General features: G+C 66.3%; 5 protein-coding genes. 3 read left to right on the top strand and 2 right to left on the bottom strand.

Annotated elements, in window-relative coordinates; all coding sequences use genetic code 11:
• Positions 1 to 327: 327 nt before the first annotated feature.
• Both GJ693_RS15175 and GJ693_RS15170 read right to left on the bottom strand, forming a co-directional pair.
• Positions 328 to 651 (bottom strand): hypothetical protein, encoded by a 324-nt coding sequence (locus GJ693_RS15175; RefSeq protein WP_156257087.1) that lies wholly within the window; start codon positions 649 to 651, stop codon positions 328 to 330.
• Complete coding sequence (locus GJ693_RS15170) at positions 635 to 850, bottom strand: hypothetical protein (RefSeq protein WP_156257086.1); 216 nt, start codon at positions 848 to 850, stop codon at positions 635 to 637. The genes GJ693_RS15175 and GJ693_RS15170 overlap by 17 nt, the downstream gene beginning before the upstream one ends.
• Before the next feature lie 152 nt (positions 851 to 1002).
• Between GJ693_RS15170 and GJ693_RS15165 the strand changes: the two genes are divergently transcribed.
• From GJ693_RS15165 to GJ693_RS15155, 3 genes are all read left to right on the top strand, one after another.
• Positions 1003 to 1680, top strand: coding sequence for a S24 family peptidase (locus GJ693_RS15165; RefSeq protein WP_156257085.1), 678 nt, complete (start codon positions 1003 to 1005; stop codon positions 1678 to 1680).
• A 97-nt stretch (positions 1681 to 1777) separates the two neighbouring features.
• A complete protein-coding gene (locus GJ693_RS15160) occupies positions 1778 to 2530 on the top strand; it encodes a sterol desaturase family protein (RefSeq protein WP_156257084.1) in 753 nt (250 codons plus the stop codon).
• Positions 2527 to 2846, top strand: a 320-nt coding sequence (locus GJ693_RS15155; RefSeq protein ID WP_197042255.1) for a hypothetical protein, incomplete at its 3' end; no start/stop codon positions are given. The genes GJ693_RS15160 and GJ693_RS15155, both read left to right, overlap by 4 nt.

Raw genomic sequence — 2846 nt, 5'->3', positions numbered from 1 at the left:
CTCACCGGCTGCGCGGGCGCCACCCGCACCGGCTGAGCCGGCTCTGCGACCGGCTTTGCTGGCGTGCTGCCACCACAGGCGGACAGCAGCGCCAGGCCAAGCAGCGCCGCCGTCGGGGGCGCGGCGCGCTGGACCGTGGTGGTGCCCATGTTGTTGAATTCGGCCCTGTTCACCATGCGCCCGCCTGCCGACCCTGTTGCCTGCGCCCATTCCGGAAGGCCGGTCTGCGGCAGTTTTGATTCCCACTCACATCTTGCCTGCGCCCGGCGGTGCTGACAAGTTTTTTTGAGCGCGGCTCAACTTTGTCGCAGGCCGGCTGGGCAGGCCTCAGTCGTTGATCACCAGCGCACAGATGGTCATCGCCACGCCGTCATCATCGGCGGTGCCCGGTTCCACCACCGCTTCGGCCAGGATCTGGCCGCTGATGCTGATCGATTCGTGCGGCAGGCGCTCCCCCACCGCCGCCAGCGCCGCCGCGGCGCCCGGCCCGTCCAGCCGCACGTCGAGTTCATGGCGCATGCCGGTCAGCGTCAGGCTGGCCCAATCGCGGGCGCGCAGTTCCTCGATCACCAGGCGGGCGCCGAGCGGCGCGGCGATGGCGGCCACCGCCCGCAGGATGGCAGCCTGGGCACGATCAGTTTGCGGACGCATGGCGGCTTTCTCCCTTCTGGCTGGCGGCTTCAGACTTGGCGATATGCGCCAGCACCCGCTCACGGGTGGCGGCGCGGGGTTCGCGGCCCCGGCGCAGATCGAACACGAATCGCGGATCGCCGGTCACCTGCCGGCCAAAACGCGAGGGTGGCACATTCAGAGCGCGCAAGTGGCGCTCAACGACGGGCAACAGCCGCATGTCGTTCACTCCCTATTCGGATTGGACACAATATCAGCCTATCCCTCGCGATTCGGCTGATATGCCTGTTTATTCCGGTCAAAATCCTACTAGTCTAGGAAAAAAACTACTGATATAGCCCTTTCGTGGGCTTGGAGAGGAGGCCCGCAGCTATGGACAGCATCGCCATCCGTGCGCGGCTGGACGCGCTGATCGCTGGCCGTGGCGAGGATTATGCCTCGCTGTCGCGGCTGCTCGGGCGCAACGCCAGCTATATCCAGCAATTCATCAAGCGCGGCGTGCCCCGCCGCCTGTCGGAATCTGATCGCCGCATCCTCAGCCGCCATTTCGGCATCGCCGAACATCTGCTCGGTGGCCCGGCCGAAGAAGGCCGCGCCATCCTGCCCCGCCCCGGCCTCGCCCGCGCCGCCGATGATTATGTGCTGATCCCGCAATACCAGGTCCGCGCCTCTGCTGGCCCCGGCGCCCTGCCCGATCAGGAACTGCCCAGCGCCCGCATCGCCTTCCAGGCCGGGTTCGTGCGCGATCTGGCCCAGGCCCCGGCCGAGGCGCTCGCCATTCTCAGCGTCGAAGGCGATTCCATGCTGCCCACGCTGGCCCACGGCGATCAGATCCTGATCGACACCACCGATACCAGCGCCGCGCGCGACGGCATCTATGTGCTGCGCGTCGATGAAGCCCTGCTGGTCAAACGCCTCTCGCTCAATCCCGCCACCCGCCGCCTCACCATCCATAGCGACAATGACGCCTATCCCAGTTGGCCCGATTGCGATCCCGGCGCCATCCACATCATCGGCCGTGTTGTCTGGGTTGGCCGCAAATTGTCATGACTGTTAATCTCTTGGCGAGAACTGTCTGATATTCCAGCCGCTGTTCAATAGGGGTCGGAACCGGGACTTGCCAATCTACGAGCCTTGGCATCTTGTTGTGCTGCTGCTGGTCTTGTCGCCATTGGAGCGCCTTGTTCCCCTGCACCCCGAACAGAAGTTGCTGCGGCGGCGCTGGCTGGATGATCTTGTCTATTTCATCCTGAACCCCCTGCCGATCACCCTGATCATGGCCGCGGTGATCAGCCTGGCATTGCCGCCGCTACGGTCGCTGCTGCCAGCCGCCGTGCCCGCCACCATCGCCGCCCTGCCGCTGTGGGCGCAGGTGCCGTTGGCGCTGATCGTGGCCGAAGTGGGCTTCTATGCCATGCATCGCCTGTTCCACGCCGTGCCCTTCCTGTGGCGCTTCCACGCCGTTCACCACAGTATCGCCGATCTCGATTGGCTCGCGTCCCACCGCGTCCACCCGCTGGACCAGGGCCTTGTCGCCGCGGCCTCGGCGCTTCCCGTCCTGCTGCTCGGCTTTTCCGATGCCGCCGTGGCGATCTGGGGCGCCAGCTATTTCGTGCAGGCCCATCTGATCCACAGCAATGTCAGGCTGCGCCTCGGCTGGCTCGAACATGTCTTCGCCAGCCCGCACTATCATCACTGGCACCATGCCAATGGTGCCGCGCCAGCCAATTTCGGTGCGCAACTGGTGTTCCTCGATCAGATCTTCGGCACCCTTCTGCGCCCACCGGCCGCACCGGCCGCCTATGGCATCACCGAAGACGTGCCCGCCGTGATGCCGCTCGCCCTGCTGTGGCCCTTTACCCGGCCCACCCCCCGCCCAACCAGTGAGATTGCCGAATGATCAAATCGTGGGAAGACCGGATTGGCCAGCTCGCCATGCTGCTGACCTTCGGCTGGGTGCTGAAAAACCAGACCATCACCCTGCTCGCGCTGCTCAGCCAGCCCGTCCACGATGGCCTGCGCCTGCTGCACATCGCCTCCACCATCCTTGGGGCGCTGTTTGTCGCCATGGTAGTGGTGATGACCGTGCGACGCCTGCCCGCCCTCAAGGGCCCCAGTGGCCTCGAACCGCGCGTCACCGCCGTCGGCGGCACCTTCGCCCTCATGGGCCTGGCCGCCCTGCCCCCGGGCCAGCCGCCGGCCGCCGCGCTGGTCAT

Source organism: Sandarakinorhabdus oryzae (assembly GCF_009733735.1).
Taxonomy (GTDB): domain Bacteria; phylum Pseudomonadota; class Alphaproteobacteria; order Sphingomonadales; family Sphingomonadaceae; genus Sandarakinorhabdus; species Sandarakinorhabdus oryzae.
This window is presented reverse-complemented; position numbering and strand designations above follow the sequence as displayed.